Consider the following 17,431-nt stretch of genomic DNA (forward strand, 5'->3'; position numbering starts at 1 on the left):
GGTTTGACCTATTGTTTTGTATGCGATTGCACTGTTTCAAACCACGCCCTGCCCCGATCACTTCGTCCCGCCGTGATCAAACCTGCCGTGCCTGAGAAAATGAGCGACTTGCCGCATCACCAGCGGATCTCTCATGATAAACGTGTGGGTGTTGGGGACGACGATGAAGTCTCGCATCTCCGGGAGCATGGCGCTCTTCACCGAGACCATACCGTCGTCAGGCCCGTTCAGGAAAGCGGAGAACACCAGATTGATGCTCAGGTTGCCTGCGATCACCCCGACGTCGATCCCGACCGGCTTCAAGCGGCTGACCGCCGACTCCGGTCCCGTGCCTATCTCCTGGCCGGCAGGGCCGGTGATCCATCGGTAGAGGGGGACCTTCATGAGCAGATCGACAAGCTCGCTCCCCTGGTTCGGCGGGGAGAGCATGACAAGCCTGCTGTCTGCGGGCACCGAATGCCGCTGAAGGTACTGACGGACGATGATGCCACCCAGGGAATGGCCGACGAAATGGATTTTTTCCGCTCTCTGCGCTTCACAGACCTGTACGGCGCGCGCAAGATGCGTTTCGGCGATCGTCTCGATCGATTTGGTTGTTGAGGGATAGGCAAGGTTGACGGTCGAATAGCCGAGGCTTTTCAGGTGTTGCTCGAGTTTTCGCATGGACTGTCTGTAGCGGCCCAGGCCGTGTAGGAGTATCACCCATGCATTCATCTCATCCTTTGCCTGATTCTCTTTGTTCACGTCGAGGTTTTTTCTCCACCCCTGTATGACCTCACCCGGTCGAGGAAAAACCGTAAGGCGGCGATGATGGTAAGGTCTTGCTGTGAAATTCCACGGTAAGCACTCTGAGTTGGCCGGAGAATTGCCCTTCTTGACGCACCGGCCCTTCTCTCCATTATTATACAATAGCATAAGAGGCAAGAGTATGCCTGGTACCTGTTTTGTGAGGATGGATACTTGGTATGGGATGCGGGGGTAAAGCTCTGCCGAAGAAAGGAGGACGTCGTTCGGCTTGAAGAGAATAAAAGGATATCGAAGGCGCAGAGGCCGTACTATGCGCCCAGGGAACGGACCTTTTCGTGACGTTTGAGGACCCGCCGGAAATGGTACCCGTAGATCGAGTACGTGATGGCAAGGGGGAGAAGCCGCGGCCGCATGAAGAGCGACCAGATAAAGAGCTTCCAGTATTGAAAACGTTCTCTCCCGATGACGCCGAGCCTCACGATAGACTTGAGCGCGGCCATGAGGTGAGAAAGCGACAGACGGTTCCGCCGTACTTCGACGGGCCGGTACTCAATGAGAAATTTCTTTACCCGGGCATAGTAGTGTTTCGGCGAGTAGATCGTATGCAGGATAGAGCGGTAGCCGGCAAGGAGTGATTCTGAACTCATCTTCGGGATAAAATTGATCGAGAAGTCCGTATTGTCGCCCGTCAATGTCTTCAAGAGCCTTCCTTCCTGCTTCATACGGCGGTACAGCTTGGTGCCCTGCGGCGCGTTGAGGAGCCCCACCATAGCCGTAACAATCCCGCTTTCCTGGATGAACCCGATAAGCCTCTCGAAGATCGTATCCGGGTCCTTGTCAAACCCCACGATAAACCCCGCCTGCACTTCGAACCCTGCCTGCTGGATTTTCCTGACACAAGCGATAAGATCGCGGTTCCGGTTCTGGAGCTTGCTGCATTCGACGAGGCTTTCTTCATTCGGCGATTCGATTCCGACAAACACCTGGTCGAACCCGGCCCTGATCATGAGGTTCATCAGTTCCTCGTCGTCGGACAGGTTGATGGAAACTTCGGTGTAGAGAATGAAGGGATGCTCTCGTCTGTCCATCCACTCGATGATGGCCGGTAAAATTTCTTTCTTGAGTTTGCCCTTGTTACCGATGAAGTTGTCGTCTACTATGAACACGCCGCCGCGCCAGCCCTGGTTATACAGCGCATCGAACTCGGCAAGGATCTGCTCCGTATCCTTCGTCCTCGGCACACGGCCGAAGAGCACGGTGATGTTGCAGAAGTCACAGTCGAATGGGCACCCCCGAGAATACTGGACGCTCATGGAGGCGTACTTCCTTTTGTCCAGGAGGTCGAAGCGCGGTATGGGTGTGGAAGAGAGGTTGGCCCACTGAGGAGAGGTGTAGACGTGCCGGGCCCTTCCCTGCATCAGGTCCTCGAGAAAGAGCGGGAGCGTTATCTCGGCCTCGTTCAGGACCAGATGGTCCACGCTGCTGAACTCTTCAGGAACTGACGTGAACAGGGGGCCGCCGGCGATCATTTTCACCCCGAGCGCCTTGCACCTGCTGATTACCGATTCGGTCGACCCCCTTTGAATGGACATGGCACTCAAAAACACATAATCGGCCCAGCGCAGGTCGGCATCCGTGAGCGATTTTACATTCTTATCGATAAGACGCAGTTCCCAATCGGCAGGGAGCATTGCTGCCACCGTCAGAAGTCCAAGCGGAGGCAGGTTTGCTTTCTTGGATATGAATTTCAGGGCGTATGTGAAGCTCCAGAAGGTCTCCGGGTATTTGGGGTACACGAGCAGGATCTTCAAAAGAGCCTCAGGATTCCTTAGTATTAAAATTAGTCATGCTGCCGGGCGAACATCCGGATCGGGTACTCAGTCAATAGGTTGTCTACATGATCGGCCGGCATATTCCGGGAGACGCAAGCCATGGCGGTCATTCGTGGCCTTGCTGCGTATCATGCCCTCTTTTCTTTCGGCAAGGCACTACGGCTGATATCCTTCGCACCTTCTACAACGCCGACTAGCATATCCTTGACCGCCTTGACGGCCGTGTTGCCGATCGAAGATGCCGCATCAATCGCGCCAGTCACGGCAACCTTTGCCACTTCCTCGGCATTTCCCCCGACCTCCTTCGTGGCCTCGATCACGCCGTCCACAGCCCGCCTGGCCACCATGGCCACATCCGCGCCGATCGTTGCAGCGCCCTTGACAGCGCCCCTCACCGTCTGACCCGAAACGAAAATGATGTCTCCGCCGACGTCACTAACGCCCATGACGACCCCTTTTGCCACGCTTTTCGTGCTCAGGATGAGCCCTGTGCCGACCTCTTCCGTGGCCTGGATCGCGCCCATTATCACGTCCTTGGTCAAGCCGACCGTTTCGCCTGCAACTAAACTTGTTGCGCGAAGCGTGTTGGATACGGTGTTTCTGACGAGGCTGACGATTTCAGCCTCGATCTCGTTGATCCCCCTGAGACTGCTGATGACACCCTGCTTGACCACAAAACCTGCCTGCCCGATGGTCTGGTCTGTCTCTTTCCCCTCGGAAGTTTCCGTCATGAGCGGCCCCCTCTTTTTTATCGATTTTCATGCTATGCTTTGTGGTACTGATAACAGAAAGAACGGCTTTTTCTGGTTCACCGTTCCGAATATCCTGCCCTCCTAGCCGATCGGAACCTCTTGTTGACAGCCGAAAGAAGCGAGTTTTTCTAAGTCCGGCGCCTTGCTGCAGTCGAAAAAGTCACAGGCCCAGTAATATTTAAGGTCCTCGAGCCACAGTTTTCGGAATTGTTCGTCCCGCAGGATCTTGCTGTAGAACAGGTGCGGCGACGTAAAAAGCGATATCAGGGGACCGATCATCTCCGAGGGGTCCCGGAAACACTCCCAATCGCATTTTTTGCATGACGGCCGGTGGTCGATCTGTGCCGGGCCGAGTTCCCAGAACTTGCCGAGGTTTTCATTCCCCCGGTAGCCGCAGGGATACGTATTCCCGTCCCGGGCGTCAATGAAGAAATAATCAGTCCCTCCCCTGCAGGGATGACCGGTATGATCCCCGCCACGATGCTGCCGCATGAGGGAGAAAAGAGAGCTTCTCGGTGAAAAAATTCGTATGCGATGTCTGAATTCAGGGATGGTGTGAAAGAGCGCTTTGAAAACAAGTTCCTTTTCAGCCGGCGTATAGTGCGTGATCCCTCCGGCGGCGGTCGCTCCGTAAACGGCCTGCAGTCCGCTCCCGTCGTTCTCTTCTATACTCATCGGATAGCAGACATTGGCGATCGTAAAGCCCAGATCAACGACCAAGTTGTAGAATTTCCGAAATGCCGTCCGATAAAACGCATAGAGTTCCTCGGGGGCCGACAAAGGAGGCTGTGACAGTCCTCCGATTTTTTTATTGATCCCGAGGTTTGCTGAAGGGTACATCCCGTGGGAGTGAAAGATCGGGAGCGCCATCTCAATGCCGTCTATTACCCCGGGCAGGCCTCTCATCTGCTCATGGACGCCGGGTTCCGCGGAGTCAATGCTGATCCAGAACGTATACAGGCCGCTCTCCGCAAGCTTCTCCACAGTTTCTGTTACCCGGTTCAGGTAATCGGGTCTATCGGGGTTGGCAAAGAGGTACCCATTGGTGCCGGTCCTCGTGAACTTGATCCCCGCGGCCTTGGCATGCTTCAGCAAGTCGACGATCTCGTCAAGGTAGAGCAGGGGCTCTCCGCCGGTGAAGGAGAGCGCTTTGACCCCTCGCTGTGCGGCGGCATCGATGATCCGCTTCGCGGAATCGCGGTCCAGCTTTGACCGCCTGAAAAGCTCCGTTACCCGCATGGAGCACTGCGGGCAGCGGGCATTGCATGCATCGGTATATTGAAGAACGAGCTGCCCCGGCCCCCGGCCTTTCAGGAGCGGAAAGAACGCGGTAAATGATGCTGTTCGATCTGCCCTCTTCAGCACGTTGGCTGCGGGTCCTTTCCCGGTGATCACGGTGAAACCTCCTGGAGGTCATGATGAAGTATGGTCGAGTATACCTCGTTTGCCTGGGGACTATTGGATTCGATGAACTCTCTTGCATGACTTCCCATGATGGAAGCAGCATGGCTGTCCGTTATGAAGCGGCGCATAGCGTCGACCAGCGCAGCCGTGTTGTCGCCTTTGATAATGAAACCGGTTTTGCCGTCATCGAGCAGCTCCTTCGGTCCGCCCTGGTCGGAAACGATGACCGGAAGGCCCGACGCCTGCGCCTCAAGGACAACGTTGCCGAAGGTGTCCGTGGTGCTCGGGAAGACAAAAACATCGGCGGAGGCATAGGCCCGGGAAAGCTCCTCGCCGGACAGAAACCCCGTAAACAGGACGGGATATCCCTTCAGCTTGTCCTCGAGCTCCTTCCGATACGGGCCATCGCCGACCAGAACAAGATTGCCCGGGTCGCCGGAGTCTGCCAGGGAAAGGAACGCATTCGCGAGGAGTTCCAAATTCTTTTCCCTGGACAGCCGGCCAACGTACAGGAACTTGATCGCGCCGTCCAGCCCGTAACGGAGCCAGAGATTGGGGTCTCTTTTCCCCGGCGAAAACGCATCCGAATCGACCCATCGCGGCAGCGGCTTCACTTTGCCGGAAGCGAGCCCTTTCTCGATGAGCTGCGTGCGCGTGCTTGAGGATGGCACCATCACCTCGTCCATTGCGTTGTAGAACCATATCATGTAATTCCAGGCGGCATCCTCGAGAAAGGTATCGCCGGTCAGGCTCTTCACGTATTGGGGAATGTCGGTATGATAGGTGCCGGAGACCGGAATGTCCATGAGCTTGGCGATGAACAGGGAAAGAAGTCCCATCGTACCGGGCGTGCTTGAGTGGATTCTCGTAAAGCCCTGGCGATCGAAATAGTCGATGATGTCGAGTACCGGGGGGAAATGGAGCTTCAAATCGGGGTACTCGGGAAGGGAAAATTCCCCGATCGACTTGAAGTTCATTACGCCATTGCTGAAACCGGTATCCCGCTCGCTTGCGGTAATGACCACGAGTTCTATTTCCCGTGCTTTCGCCGTTTCGATGAGGCGCTTGATGGTGATAGCAACCCCGTTAATCTCATGCAGGGTATCGGTGAAGAGGGCGATCTTCTGGCGGCCGTTGTTGCTTGCAGGCAGAGCGAACCGCGTCGTAAGCGCCCGTACCAGGGCCTTGCTTCTGTGCTGGTGGTGGTATGCGACGTAATAGGGCGAGGCCAGAAAGTGAACGAGCCCGATGGTCCCGAGAGAATTCGCGAGCTCCAGGATGTTTATGGCCGGATATTCCCTGGTGAGACGCTCGGTATAGATAAAAAGCAGCCTGTTGACGAGATAGCTCGTCACGGCAAAGACCTTTCTGTTGACATCTTCCGAACTGATGGTCTGGAGAAACCTCGTATCGTTGAGAAGCCTCTTCGCTTCCCGGTCGAGGATCTGTTCTAACGATTTTCCATCGTGTCCGTCATATACCTCGGGGATGTTCTTTTTGATAAAGAGATTGATCTTGTCGAACAGGGATGATTTATCGCTATTGGCCCCGAACACCCGGTTCAAAAGGGCGCTGATAAAGGGGAACTGGTTTTTCTGCCGAGGTTCGATCTTTTCCTTGAAGAACCGGTATCCGATGCCGTAGATGCTGTGCGACAAGGTGAGCGCATCGCCGTCTTCGCCATCCGCCCAGACGCTTCGTTCGCGGATGGAGTTTATGAAGTCCTTGAGCGTCGCACCCTGCAGGGAGGATGTATATGCCCTGCCGATAAAGAAACCGCTATGATCATCGGACCCGCCGACAACAGCCTTTATCCACGGTTCCCTGCCCACGGGATTGATGCCATGCTTGACAGCCAGACGTTCCAACTGTTGAGGGGTAAGGGAGGTTACCAGGTCGCTGATAAGTCTGTTGTACCTTCCCGACCGCGAACCGTTTTTCACCTCAAAGGTATCGAACAGGAGAAGTGTCTTTTCGATCGTTTCAAGGGTAAGCCGCCCGTTCATGTCATACAGAAGATGGGCGAGAAAGTGGGCAATGTTGTTCTTCTGAAGATACCCGACGAGCTCATAGATATTGTTCCGGAGGTGCATGATGTCGCCGAACATGCTCTCGGTAATATCGAGCGTCACGACGTGCAGTTTGCAACCGTTGTCAGGGACAATGGTCGTTACTTCGGTGCTGATGAAGGTTCCGGGAAGGTGAGCGATCTCAAGGGCGCCGTTGATCGAGTTGTGATCACTGATGGTGACGTAATCCATGCCTTTTTTCAGGGCACTGTGGTAAATGAAATCGGGCCTCGTATAGCTTTCGGGGCAATTGAACTTGCGCAGGGTCCAACTGGTGGGCTTGTTCGAATAGCTAGAATGGACATGCAGGTCGACTTTATAAGCTCTTGACATGCTAACACAATATCGCATGAATATTACATGATCATTACTTTTCCATGAACATTTGATTAAAATGGTGTCTGTGCTTTCATCACCCAAATCGGGTCCACTATGCTAAAATGGTGGCATCGTAAGAATGAGCATTTTAAGCCAACAGGAGGTCGTATGGGCTATCTGGAGAGCTTCAACTGGGACGCGATAAAGAAAGACCTGCAGGAGGGGCTGGAGAAAAGCATGGCCGTCGTGAAGCAAGGCGCCTTCGAGGTACAGAAGAAGGCCGGGGAACTCACGGAAGAAGGGAAACGACAATACAACGTATTAAGAATCAAAGCGAGGATCCACGAAGCGATCACCGACCTCGGCGCAAAGACGTATGTGCTCCTGAGCGGTGCCAGGGCCAAAAACCCCGCTCTCGACACAGGAGTGAAGGAGATCATGGCCCGGATCCAGGACCTTGAAGCGCAGGTCGGGATACTTGAAGGCAAAAGCAGTGAAGTACGTGCCAAGACCCGCCCCAGGCCGCGCAAAAAAGCACTTAAGAAGAAATAAAGCAAAAAGAATTTCCAGCCCCAGGATCCGCCGCGTGCGCTCCGCCATTTGATAGTTTGGCTGATACCACCGTCGACGAGGTATCTACAGCAGTGAGTGATGGCTGCTCGTTAGGATGGTTGCAGTTCACTTTTGCTGCAACCGCGCTTTTACTCCCTTGCTCGCCAGGATAGGCAAAAACGCCTTCACCTTGGCATCCTTTTTCAGCTCGTCCAGTATCTCCCGATAGGACCGATTGACTTCTTCTGCGGGAATCCCGAGCTCATAGGCCAGTCTGTCAATTGCATGGACATGCTGATCATTATTTTTATCGTAGAATTGCCGGTTCGTCCGCGGTGTTATCTGGTTCTGCATATTCCCTCCTCTTTGCGCAGGGCTGCCTTTGGCGGCTCCACGGCTGCAGTCGTCATAGGCGTGAAACTGCCGTCCTCACTGATGGCGTATTGTAAGACACTGTTGATGCTGCAACTCTCCAAATGATGCGTGGAATGGACATGTGACAGTCAACGGTTACGTTTGAAACGTCTGCGCCTGAAACGGTCCCGCTGCCTTGTGTCACCAGACAAAGCTGGCTGGGGTTCTTCGGCTGTGATTTGACCTCGACTTCGTAACGACCTTCGTCAGCGACCTTCGAAGCGAACGTGAACGTGCCGTTTGTGGAGACAGCAAGATTATCCCCGCTATTGACCTGTAGCACAAGTCCTGTGCCGGACAGACCCGAGACTGTTCCGCTAATTGAATAGCCTACATTTACACTGCTACCATCCCCTCCGCCGCAGGCGGCGAGAACAACCGACATGGAAAATAGAACGATGAGAGATGCAATCATCCTCTGCATATGCAGCTATCTCCTGTTAATTATGAATGATAGTCGTCTAAAGATTACTTCAATGAAATATGCTCAGCTAAAGCCCGCGGTTTCTGATAAAAGGAACAGACGATTCGACTTTCGCTCGTGCCGTTCAAGGAGACGATGGATATTGGTTACCGGTTTACCGAGACATCCCTGTCTTGGTGCCAGCCCTTTCCCCGGGACTGATAGCGCCTCAGCCACTTATAAAACCATTGCTTCGATCGATTGAGGCTAATATAGATTGTCTTCGGCGATTCCCCCTGCAGAATGTAGCGCCGAACCGCTGCTTTTCTGATTTTTTCTTCCATCATTCACTCCTGGGAACGTTCCGTCCGCTTTCCGCGAACGGCCGGCCGTTTCCAACTGCCTCACCCGCTCGGGACCCTCATGACCCTGAAGAAGCCGCCGTCCCTGTCGTTTTCGATGCGAGAAAGTCCTCTATCTTCTTGGTATCGGCACCGGTCACCTGTTTCTTGTTGACCCACATAATTGGGGTTCCTTCCACTCCCATGGTTCCGGCAACCGCCTTGTATTGGGAAAGAACCTTTTCGATGTCCTTATCCCTGCTGCCACAGCCTTTCAGCGCCGCCTTGTCGAATCCGCCGTCCATAGCGGTTGCGTAGGCCATGGCCGGGTCCTTTGCGCAGAGCACCTCCCTGGATTTCGCCGCAGACCTCGGGTGAATCTGGTCAAGCGGCAGCAGAAAGACATATCGGGTGATGTCATTCCGGTTCTTGAAGAACTCCTCCACTTTCCGGCAATAGGGGCAATCGATATCGGTGAATTCGACGACGACGTTTCTCCCGTGTCCGATCTTGATGGCTTTGTCCAGAGGCAGGATGTCGATCAGCTTCGCGGTTTCCGCCTCTTGCAACGCGCGCAATGTCTCGCGCTTTTCAGCGGTTACGTTCAAACCGCCGGCATCGAACAAATCACCTGCAATGACTTTGTGGGCAGCTGGAGCGTAATACACGATATTCGTTCCCGAGATTACTTCGTAGAGCCCCTCGATCCCGGATTCCAGGACCCTGCTGAAATTGACGCTCGGAAAGTCCTGTTTGAACGAGTCTGCAGCGGCTCTCGACTTCTCTGAGGAGCTGTCCCCGGCAGCGGCCGGTGTCTGTTCTGGTCCCCCCGTTTCTAATGCACGGCACGGCTCGGCTGCGAATCCTGCTAACAGAGCGGCCACGGCGAGCGCAGCTATCATGAACAGGCATGCTCTCCTAATCATGGATGACCTGCATGACATGATGATATCTCCTTCTCCTTTTTTTTACACCTGCGGACTAAACGTAACGCTTCAGATACTCATCGTCACAGCAGAAGATACAGAGCATGCCGTGTATAACACTGAACCAGACCCTATTCCTCGAACCGTTTGACACTATTATGCTGGAAGCGTATTACGAAATGATGATGACCGCGTTACATTCAGGTTAAAACCCTTATTAGCTTTTATCTGGCCTTCATTTTTCCATGGCCATGATGTTGCTGACAAGGCCGAAGCGGTTATCGGGCCCATGCTGTTCTTATATCGGCAGAAATTTCATATTAAATCCCCGTTCGATAAGCCAGGTAAAACCCAGAAGAAAAATAGCCAGGGACGTGGCGGTCGTGACTTTTCTGAATTCAATCTTATTTTTCAGAAAAGATAATACAGGCAGCATGACGAGGAATATCATAACCTGTCCGAGCTCCACGCCAATATTAAAGGAGACCACCGAGACGAGCAGGTTCGCTTTCCCGGCTATCAGCTCCTGCAACACGCTAGCGAAGCCGAATCCATGCACGAGTCCGAATCCAAAGGTAATCAGCCAGCGGTAATCGGCTTTATTCTTAAACAGGTTTTCGAGCGCGACATAGCAAATGGAAAAAGCGATGACCGACTCAACTAGCCTGGCATTTAGGCTGACTATTTGCAGCGCCGCGAGCAGCAGCGTGATGCTGTGCGCAACGGTAAAAGCCGTGATGATCTTCAAAACTTCCCTGATCGACAGTCCGATGACAATCAGGGCCAGGAGAAACGCGATGTGGTCATAACCGGTCAGAATATGCTCGATGCCGAGCAGTACGAATTGGCCGATGCTGACCCATACTCTCTTCCTTCCGGAACTTGCCGGACCCCCTGACTCCTTTTTGCCTTTTCCATCGATGGCCTGACGTAGAACGGTTCCGTTATTATCCGGACTCCGCCCGCCTTGTGCGCGTGCAGGCGTTACTGAAGCTTTTCGTGACGCGGATGCGCCGGTTGCTATGTCTTTTTGATGTACGGAGATATTCTTCGCGTCTGAACGATCATTCGAACCGAAGTTGGTGATTGTGCCAGGGATGGTCACTTCCCAGACGGGAGCTTTGAAATCAATCGTGGTCTGGAATGCGGGTGGAGTGAAATCAAATACGCTTTGCAGGGCATCTCCCGTGGCATCGGACAAGTATCCATAGGCGAGGTTCACATGCGTGTTGTTCGTTTCTTCGAACAGTAAGGTGTAGCCGATCCTGACCTGGTTTACCGGGTCATTGAAACTGATATTTTCTATGGTGAGCCAGATTGTATAAATATTTCCGCTTCTGACCATCCTCGTAACCTTTACCGGATAGGTCTTGCTACCGACAGATAGGGAAAGCCTCTTGTTTATATAAGGTTGCAGGATATCCGTTGCGATCTGCTGCAGCTGCTCGTCGGAACTTGAATCAAGATCGTAATGTCCTGCCTTGATTTCTTTTATTTCTGCCAGCAGAGACGGGCTGAGATCTATGTTGGCAACAATTTTGTCTTTGCCAAAACACCATCTCGAGCCCCCCATAGGCAGGTTATGGGCGGAAGCGAATGTAAAAAGGAACAATACCGCCGCACCGGATAAAAATATTTTTCTCAATAGCACATGCATATACATTCCCCCTGGATAACGGCTGCCGCATGGTACACGGATACTTTGATAAAAATTTAGAATGCCGATGAAGTTACTCTCTCCGTGAACGCTGCGGTCAGATGATGATCCTGCTCTTACAACCTACGCGTCTACTTCGGAGGGAAGGACACGCCCTTCCTCGGATGTTGGGGAAACGTGCCTCTCTTTGGCCCGCAGGTACACTGTCAGGCTGGATATCACGAGAAGAAAGCTCAGCAGGGTGATGGGCGGCATGCCTCCGTTCCACTTTTCGACATGCAGCCAGCCGTCGAAGCCCATGGCAAAAAGGTGGACCGCCACGAGGGTACACGCAAGGAGAGTCAGCGTCCGCTGAAGGGCCGGCTTTATTGCGGCTGCCTTCAGGCGCCAGAAACAATAGGCGGCCAACGCTCCCATGAGCAGCACTACTTCACCTGTCAGGCTCATCTTGTCACCCTCAAAGTAACTTGCGAAATATCCCTTCGTAAGAATGCCGAGCGACAATAAGATGTGGACGAATACTAACTGTGAGCATGCATCAGTCCAGAAACGGACCGCGTCCTTCTCCGAGCGCATGAGGCCGAGGGCCGCCATAAACAGGGCCTCCACAGCTGTCATGGAGATAGATTTGTTCATGATATAGACGGGTACGTGAATCAGGGAAACATGACCGAACCCGGCATACCGAATGACTGCATAAGCTGTCGTAAACAGGAACGCTGTCAGAAATTGGTTGGCCATTTTTCATTCTCCTTTGTCGGTAGTTTCATGAAAGTCCCCTCTATGATAAATTCACTTCACCGCGCCAACGAAAGGGCACTCCGGGTCGGGAGCGAATCTGTCGCCGGAGACAAACCCGGCCACGGCGCGGCACCCTCCCTTGCAGATCTCGAGATAGTCACACGAGCGACAGGGCTCCGGGGCCCGGTCGACCCAGGTACGCAGGCGCGTGAGATGTTCCGAACCGCTCCAGAGCCGGGGCAATTCAAGAATGCTGTCCTCGTTCGTTAAAAAGGAGCAGCCTGCAAACCTGCCGTCTGAGCGGACTCCCAGCAGGACGTTGCCGGCCTCGCAGCCGTAAACCGAGAACTGCTCCATCATCGCTTTGTCCGGCCGGTGCCAGCAGAACATCGGGACGAAAGAGCAGTCGATCTTCGCCGGGATTCCGAATTGCAGGGAGAGGCCTTTGATCATTGGATGGAACCCCCGGTTCTGGGCCGGCGTTAATCGTCTTTCGAAATAGTCCAACTTTCCCCGACCCGAGGGCTTTAAGCGAAGGAGCTCCACATCAGAAAGGCCCCGCTCTTCGGCAAAGGCGAACACATCAGCCAGTTGATCTAAATTCCGGCGGGTCACGACGCAATTCACACCGACCTTGACACCCGCCTCAAGAAGCATATCCACGCCTTGCATTGCCGCTGTAAGAGCAAGAGGGTTCCGGCTTGCTTTCTCGAAACTCGCTGTGCCATCGATGCTGACATTTACCTGGCCGAACATCCGGCAATTTGCAGCGCTTTCTCTGGTCATCAAGACCCCGTTGGTAGTCAGGTTGGGGACAATGCCGCGGGAGCGCACGTAGGAAGCCAGTTCAAAAAAATCGAGTCGCTCCAGCGCTTCTCCACCACCCAGGGCCATATGGAACACGCCCATCCCGGCCAGCAGGTCGACTGCTTTGCGGAAACTTTCAGCCGACAGCTCTCCTGCATCCCTTGTTCCCGAATCCATGTAGCAGTGATTGCACTGCTGGGAACAGGCGTTCGTGACCGAAAAATGCACTTCCAGGGGGGCGGAGAGAACACGGGTTTCCGGCCCTTCCCATAGCGGACTGTGACCATAACCCAGTCCTTGCATGAAGTCCCGGTCCACATGCACCAGCGTCGGGGGATTTTCCAGGGCCAGTATCCCTCCAAACGACTCAAACCGATGCTTCACACTGCTCATACCTTCTCCTTCCCGTGACCGAGTACGGGCGCTTCAGTGGCTATCATTACGATAAAGCAATGGAACAGACCATTTGTTGATCACTGAGGGTCTTATTGTCAAAGGCTTCAATCAAGAAGCCGAAAACGAAGCGGTATGTCGACCCAGGCTGATATGATTTTGTTCCCTTCCCGGGCGGGCACGAACGACCAGTTTTGCACCGCCGTCAAAGCGGCTTGGTCCAGCATTGACGACCCCGAGCTTTTCTCAAGGCGAACGTTTTCCGGCTTTCCATTGGAATTTACGAGCACCTGTACGACGACCGTTCCCTCCACCTTCATTCGTCGGGCGACTGGCGGATACAGAGGCTTTGGATTATTGAGATAAGCGGCGTTAAAGAGGGGTCCGACCACTGCCGAGGCATTGCTGCCAGACACGGCCTCGCCTGCAATGAATGGTTCATTTGCTGTTTTCTGACCGGATGTTTCTCCTTCCCGCCCCAATACCGGTTTTTCCGCTGCGGCTGACTCAGCGGACGCTTCTTTCTTATGTAACTCCGGCGCGGATGTTTCTCCTTCCGGCTTCAATGTTGGCTTCTCCGCCAAGGCTGCCTCAGCGCGCGCTTCTTTCTGTAGTACCACCGGTGTCGCAACTTTATTTCTATTCTCCGGTCTTGCTAATTGAGGAACGACTTTTCCCTGCGAGTTGTTTTTTGCGCCATCCGCCCCCCCGGTAAGAATGCCGATCTCGATGGCAACGGGCCTACCCGGAATCGCGTACAATTGACTGACGCCGAATATGAGCGCGAACATTGCAGCATGAATAAATAAAGAAAGTTTTAGGCCGGTGAGTTGATGGTTCATTTTATCTCTTCTGTCTGCAAACTGGCCCTTTTGAAATCAAGGTTCTTTACGACATCGAGAACGTCAACAAAGGCCTGGAGATGGCTGTTTCTGTCGGCCCTGATGAGAATCGGCGTATCTTTCTGCCTCGCTTTCAGCGAATCTTTTAACCGCTCCAGGGAGACCTGTTGAGAGTTCAGATATATGTTCCCGCTGACGTCGATCTCGATGGACAGCGTTTTTACGGTCTCCGCCAGGCTCTTCGCTGCCTTGGGAAGGGCGACCGGCAGCGCACCCGTTGCGATAAAAGTGGACGTCGTCAGCACGATGGTGAGAAGCACAAGCATTACATCAACAAGCGGAATGACATTGATGTAATCAAACTCTTTCTCGTCCATTTTGTATCTCCCATTGCATCATAAGGACTTTTGCCCTTCTCACCAGAAGGTTATAAAGCACGACGGAGGGGATGGCGACAAGCAGGCCCGCTGCGGTGGCCTTCAGGGCTACGGAAAGACCAACCATGATCTTCCCGGAATCCATGAGTCCCTCTTTCCCCATGGTATAAAAGGTGAGCATGATGCCAAGCACCGTGCCGAGCAGCCCGACGTAGGGAGCATTGCTTCCTATGGTTGCAATAAAGTGAAGCTTCTCGGTAAGCACTAGTTCCAGGCTCTTGATATCGCGGTACTGGCCTATTTTCACCTTCTTGAATACCATATGCCTTTCAATAGCTATTGCGACGGCAATAACACTGAGAAGCACCATTAACCCAATGATTCCATAATCTATAGTGACCCTGAGCCATTCCATTTTTTTTCACACTCCCCCGCGAACTTTTCAGCAAAATCATCAATAATGGCGGCATAGGTGGATGGGATCACGAGCGCCCCCAAAATTGGCTTTTCATCTATCCGGTCCCGGTGCAGATTCTTAAAACACCAGTGTCATAGAGAGCTTGACGGAGCGCGGCTCCCGCCTTCAGTGCATAAAATCAGCGACCGCTGCCGAGTTGAAAACTCCAAAGGTCATCCGCTTTCAACACGCCTTTGCGTGGACACAGACCGCTAGATGTTTTTTGAGATCCCCACATAAATTGCGCGCCGGGGCAGATACTGGGGCGCAAACACCCCAATCCCGTCCCCGTCCCGGATTTCATACTTAAGATCCGTTACGTTGGTCACATCAAGCCTGCATTTAAGATCATTGCCGGGGCTCAGTTTAAAGATGTGAGTCATGCCCACGTTGAACGTTGTATAGCCCGGAAGTTCAGTTTCGTTGGCGAAGCCGCTGTAGAGTCCGCTGCCGTAAAGTGCATCGGCATACACCTTGGTACTGCCCCACTTATAGGACCCTCCGGCCGATGCAGTCCAATCCTGGTCGTGATCGAGATGGTACCAGTTGCTTTGCATATAAGCGACTTCCTCCGGACTGAACTGCCATTGCCCGGATGTCAGGCCTTTCGCCGTGGCCTGGCTCCGCGCGGCATTGCCCCAAAGAGCAAAACCGCCTTTTTCGTAGGAAGCGGTCACCTCGACGCCTCGGACGAGGGCTTTATCTCCGTTATAGGGCGAAAAGATCATTGCCGGACCGAACTGCCCCTCGTCGAGCACATTTTTCTTTATCTTGTAGTAGGCATCCACTCCGACGTGGAGATCGGGCGTGATGTCCTGATTGACGCCAATATCAAAGTAATGATAACGCTCACTTTTCACCGGGATCGCCGCGGTAACCTCCAAGGACGGGTCCACGGCGTTTGTCGTGCCGTCGAATTTCGCCACGTCGCCGGCCTGGATGAATTCCAGGGGAGGGGGCGTGAAATAGCGGCCGTAGCCCGCGTGCAGGGTCGTGGGCGATACCGGCTTGTAGACGAAATTGACGCGCGGACTGAGTTGCGATTCAGTGATGTAGGCGTCCCATAAATCAGCCCTCAAACCGTAGTTGACCGTCAGTTCCTGAGTGATGCGCCATTCATCCTGCAGGTACGCACCATACAGCCCGGCCGTTTTCTCATAGTTATCGACAATCTGGAATGGGTCCCCGAAGCCGTTCACCGTGACGGGCAGCACCGTATTCGTGGTGTTTACCGCCGCGTGCTGCACACTTAACGAGAAACCGCCCCGCACGGTATGCCGGTCGTTGATGCGGTCACTGACGTCGCATTGCAGATTGTTGGAGATGAGCTGATGGTCGGTATCCGAAGCGATCCCGTTGAAGATCACGTCACCCACCGGGTCTGGCTTGAAGGAAACATCGCTAAAACGCATCGATTGGGTCAGTTGCAGGTCGATGTTCCCCAGGATCTTCTGGTATCCCAGGATTTCGTAGTATGCCTGCTCGTACTGGTTCTCATTCAGTTTGGAGGAATCGAATGTGGTAATCGGCCCATAGGGGAATTGCGGCTCCTGACCGGCTATCGTGGGGATCTCAAAAGTGCCGTATGCGCCGCTTAGTATCAATGTCAGCCGGCTTGTGTCGTCAATCAGATACGAAAAGTTGCCGAACCCCTTGTATTGATTCGTATCATCGTGTGTCGGCCGGTAAGTAGGAGCGGGATTGGCCATGCCGAGGCTGCTGTGCAGGTAGCTGACCATCCCGTACCCGGAGAACGGGCCGCTGCTGCCACCGTATTCGACTATCGGCATGAAAGTATTGTAATCGCCGCCGTATACCGAAACAGTGCCGCCATGCAGGTTCCGGCCGCTCTTCGTCTGAATGTCGACGATCCCCGCGGTGCGGTTACCGTACTGGGCGGGCAGTATGCCGGTAATGAGCGATACGGAGTCGAGGAATGTTGTGGAAAGTTCCTGGCTGAACCCGGAAAGCCCATCCGGAAGAAGCAGACCATTGATGCGATATTGCAGGTTGGCCTCCTCGCCCCGCACGTGAAGGCGCTTGTCGAGTTCGTCCTGCGCCACGCCGGGAAAGCGATAGAATGTCTGGTCGAAAGATGCGAATTCCCCCTGTGATTGGGAATCGATCTTCTCGCTGTCAAGCGTATACGTGGTGGCCCCGAGACTGGGGGAAATCTGGGCCCGGGCGTTGTCCAGGGCCTTCTCCTGCACCGTCACCATGGGTAGCGTGACGATGCCGGCCGACGTATTCTGTCCGGTCAGGTCCCCGGCCGAAACTCTGACGCCCCACAGCAGGCATCCCATTCCCACCGACAGGCAGACGAGCCGGCAGGCCCGGAGGCCGGTTCCGCATCGCAAGAACCAGGCGAGGACATGGCAGAAAAAGTCACTCATCCTTGC

Annotated in this window: 16 protein-coding genes; 1 reads left to right on the forward strand and 15 read right to left on the reverse strand. The window is 53.9% G+C overall.

Annotated features, from left to right (window positions below):
• Positions 1 to 57: 57 nt before the first annotated feature.
• The 5 genes from VL197_01965 to VL197_01985 all read right to left on the reverse strand — a co-directional run bounded on the left by VL197_01965 (position 58) and on the right by VL197_01985 (position 7,137).
• Positions 58 to 744, reverse strand: a complete 687-nt coding sequence (locus VL197_01965) for an alpha/beta fold hydrolase (GenBank protein HUJ16732.1) — start codon at positions 742 to 744, stop codon at positions 58 to 60.
• A 311-nt stretch (positions 745 to 1,055) separates the two neighbouring features.
• Complete coding sequence (locus VL197_01970) at positions 1,056 to 2,558, reverse strand: DUF4070 domain-containing protein (GenBank protein ID HUJ16733.1); 1,503 nt, start codon at positions 2,556 to 2,558, stop codon at positions 1,056 to 1,058.
• A 149-nt stretch (positions 2,559 to 2,707) separates the two neighbouring features.
• Positions 2,708 to 3,310, reverse strand: coding sequence for a hypothetical protein (locus tag VL197_01975; GenBank protein ID HUJ16734.1), 603 nt, complete (start codon positions 3,308 to 3,310; stop codon positions 2,708 to 2,710).
• A 102-nt stretch (positions 3,311 to 3,412) separates the two neighbouring features.
• Entirely contained in the window at positions 3,413 to 4,726 is a 1,314-nt protein-coding gene (locus VL197_01980) for a radical SAM protein (GenBank protein ID HUJ16735.1), read from the reverse strand.
• A complete protein-coding gene (locus tag VL197_01985; protein HUJ16736.1) occupies positions 4,723 to 7,137 on the reverse strand; it encodes a glycosyltransferase in 2,415 nt (804 codons plus the stop codon). The genes VL197_01980 and VL197_01985 overlap by 4 nt, the downstream gene beginning before the upstream one ends.
• A 153-nt stretch (positions 7,138 to 7,290) precedes the next feature.
• Here VL197_01985 and VL197_01990 point away from each other — a divergent pair, with 153 nt between their 5' ends.
• Positions 7,291 to 7,674 carry a hypothetical protein gene (locus VL197_01990; protein ID HUJ16737.1) on the forward strand — a complete coding sequence of 128 codons (384 nt, stop codon included), beginning with the start codon at positions 7,291 to 7,293 and terminating at the stop codon, positions 7,672 to 7,674.
• A gap of 126 nt (positions 7,675 to 7,800) precedes the next feature.
• On the opposite strand, the gene VL197_01995 is transcribed toward VL197_01990, so the two are convergent.
• The 10 genes from VL197_01995 to VL197_02040 form a co-directional block, all read right to left on the reverse strand.
• On the reverse strand, positions 7,801 to 8,028 hold the full coding sequence (locus VL197_01995) for a DUF3562 domain-containing protein (protein ID HUJ16738.1): 228 nt from the start codon (positions 8,026 to 8,028) through the stop codon (positions 7,801 to 7,803).
• 52 nt (positions 8,029 to 8,080) lie between these two features.
• Positions 8,081 to 8,512 (reverse strand): hypothetical protein, encoded by a 432-nt coding sequence (locus VL197_02000; GenBank protein ID HUJ16739.1) that lies wholly within the window; start codon positions 8,510 to 8,512, stop codon positions 8,081 to 8,083.
• 400 nt (positions 8,513 to 8,912) lie between these two features.
• Positions 8,913 to 9,734, reverse strand: coding sequence for a DsbC family protein (locus VL197_02005; protein ID HUJ16740.1), 822 nt, complete (start codon positions 9,732 to 9,734; stop codon positions 8,913 to 8,915).
• A 322-nt stretch (positions 9,735 to 10,056) separates the two neighbouring features.
• Positions 10,057 to 11,415 carry a HupE/UreJ family protein gene (locus VL197_02010; protein ID HUJ16741.1) on the reverse strand — a complete coding sequence of 453 codons (1,359 nt, stop codon included), beginning with the start codon at positions 11,413 to 11,415 and terminating at the stop codon, positions 10,057 to 10,059.
• Positions 11,416 to 11,538: 123 nt separating this feature from the next.
• Entirely contained in the window at positions 11,539 to 12,156 is a 618-nt protein-coding gene (locus VL197_02015; GenBank protein ID HUJ16742.1) for a hypothetical protein, read from the reverse strand.
• A 51-nt stretch (positions 12,157 to 12,207) separates the two neighbouring features.
• A complete protein-coding gene (locus VL197_02020) occupies positions 12,208 to 13,356 on the reverse strand; it encodes a radical SAM protein (GenBank protein ID HUJ16743.1) in 1,149 nt (382 codons plus the stop codon).
• A gap of 107 nt (positions 13,357 to 13,463) precedes the next feature.
• A complete protein-coding gene (locus VL197_02025; GenBank protein ID HUJ16744.1) occupies positions 13,464 to 14,198 on the reverse strand; it encodes an energy transducer TonB in 735 nt (244 codons plus the stop codon).
• Positions 14,195 to 14,575, reverse strand: coding sequence for a biopolymer transporter ExbD (locus tag VL197_02030; GenBank protein ID HUJ16745.1), 381 nt, complete (start codon positions 14,573 to 14,575; stop codon positions 14,195 to 14,197). The genes VL197_02025 and VL197_02030 overlap by 4 nt, the downstream gene beginning before the upstream one ends.
• Positions 14,556 to 14,990, reverse strand: a complete 435-nt coding sequence (gene exbB / locus VL197_02035) for a TonB-system energizer ExbB (GenBank protein HUJ16746.1) — start codon at positions 14,988 to 14,990, stop codon at positions 14,556 to 14,558. Before exbB ends, VL197_02030 begins: the two co-directional genes overlap by 20 nt.
• 254 nt (positions 14,991 to 15,244) lie before the next feature.
• Positions 15,245 to 17,425, reverse strand: a complete 2,181-nt coding sequence (locus tag VL197_02040) for a TonB-dependent receptor (GenBank protein ID HUJ16747.1) — start codon at positions 17,423 to 17,425, stop codon at positions 15,245 to 15,247.
• Positions 17,426 to 17,431 lie beyond the last annotated feature (6 nt).

It is taken from the genome of Nitrospirota bacterium, from assembly GCA_035516965.1.
In the GTDB taxonomy this organism is placed as follows: domain Bacteria; phylum Nitrospirota; class UBA9217; order UBA9217; family UBA9217; genus MHEA01.

Excerpts from the sequence above, each read along its gene's own strand:
- VL197_02005 (HUJ16740.1), bottom strand. The coding sequence starts at position 9,734 with ATGATAGCTGCGCTCGCCGTGGCCGCTCTGTTAGCAGGATTCGCAGCC.
- VL197_02020 (HUJ16743.1), bottom strand. The coding sequence starts at position 13,356 with ATGAGCAGTGTGAAGCATCGGTTTGAGTCGTTTGGAGGGATACTGGCC.
- VL197_02030 (HUJ16745.1), bottom strand. The coding sequence starts at position 14,575 with ATGGACGAGAAAGAGTTTGATTACATCAATGTCATTCCGCTTGTTGAT.
- VL197_01985 (HUJ16736.1), bottom strand. The coding sequence starts at position 7,137 with ATGTCAAGAGCTTATAAAGTCGACCTGCATGTCCATTCTAGCTATTCG.
- VL197_02040 (HUJ16747.1), bottom strand. The coding sequence starts at position 17,425 with ATGAGTGACTTTTTCTGCCATGTCCTCGCCTGGTTCTTGCGATGCGGA.
- VL197_02015 (HUJ16742.1), bottom strand. The coding sequence starts at position 12,156 with ATGGCCAACCAATTTCTGACAGCGTTCCTGTTTACGACAGCTTATGCA.
- exbB (HUJ16746.1), bottom strand. The coding sequence starts at position 14,990 with ATGGAATGGCTCAGGGTCACTATAGATTATGGAATCATTGGGTTAATG.
- VL197_02000 (HUJ16739.1), bottom strand. The coding sequence starts at position 8,512 with ATGCAGAGGATGATTGCATCTCTCATCGTTCTATTTTCCATGTCGGTT.
- VL197_01975 (HUJ16734.1), bottom strand. The coding sequence starts at position 3,310 with ATGACGGAAACTTCCGAGGGGAAAGAGACAGACCAGACCATCGGGCAG.
- VL197_02010 (HUJ16741.1), bottom strand. The coding sequence starts at position 11,415 with ATGCATGTGCTATTGAGAAAAATATTTTTATCCGGTGCGGCGGTATTG.
- VL197_01990 (HUJ16737.1), top strand. The coding sequence starts at position 7,291 with ATGGGCTATCTGGAGAGCTTCAACTGGGACGCGATAAAGAAAGACCTG.
- VL197_01995 (HUJ16738.1), bottom strand. The coding sequence starts at position 8,028 with ATGCAGAACCAGATAACACCGCGGACGAACCGGCAATTCTACGATAAA.
- VL197_02025 (HUJ16744.1), bottom strand. The coding sequence starts at position 14,198 with ATGAACCATCAACTCACCGGCCTAAAACTTTCTTTATTTATTCATGCT.